This is a genomic window from Pseudomonas sp. 32_A (assembly GCF_017490905.1).
Classification (GTDB): Bacteria; Pseudomonadota; Gammaproteobacteria; order Pseudomonadales; family Pseudomonadaceae; genus Aquipseudomonas; species Aquipseudomonas inefficax.
Window position 1 is genome coordinate 1 of the sequence record NZ_JAFGYI010000278.1, and the last position, 472, is coordinate 472.

The following is a 472-nucleotide window of genomic DNA, read 5'->3' on the forward strand; positions in this document are numbered from 1 at the left end:
TTGTAATTATTGGATAAAAAAATCGCCCCTTCTAATGATCTAAAGGGGGTGCGAGCGCGGACCTAAGCGCTGGCGAAGCAGCCCCTTTAGATGAGAACAAAAAGTGAACATTGAGTGCCGCTAGTCGCGGCACGCGTTTGGGAATGACGGATAGGAATCCGTTCCCCCTTCCACGTTGCACAACGAGGCAAGGTCGCAATGGGCTATCAGGGGGTGCCAGTGGCGATTTCCGGCCTGTAGGGCGCAGGGAAGCGCTTGAGGGTAGGTATGCGCTGTCCAAGGGCTTGGCGGTGCCCTGACGGGCACCAGAGGGCAATCAAGGGTATCCGGCTTCGCGCTGGTGACGAAGGGCAAGGACAAAGACAGCATCGTCGGCAGGATCATGCTGGTAGAGCGCGACATAGCCGCTCGATCCGAATCCTATCACCAGTTCGCGCAGCCCCTCTTCCCCGTCGAATGGACGGCCCATGTC

General features: G+C 57.8%; 1 protein-coding gene. It reads right to left on the reverse strand.

Translation table 11 applies throughout. The features are described 5' to 3' along the window. Nucleotides 1–316 precede the first annotated feature (316 nt). Nucleotides 317–472, reverse strand: a 156-nt coding sequence (locus tag J5M58_RS26670) for a type II toxin-antitoxin system RelE/ParE family toxin (protein WP_207880371.1), incomplete at its 5' end; no start/stop codon positions are given.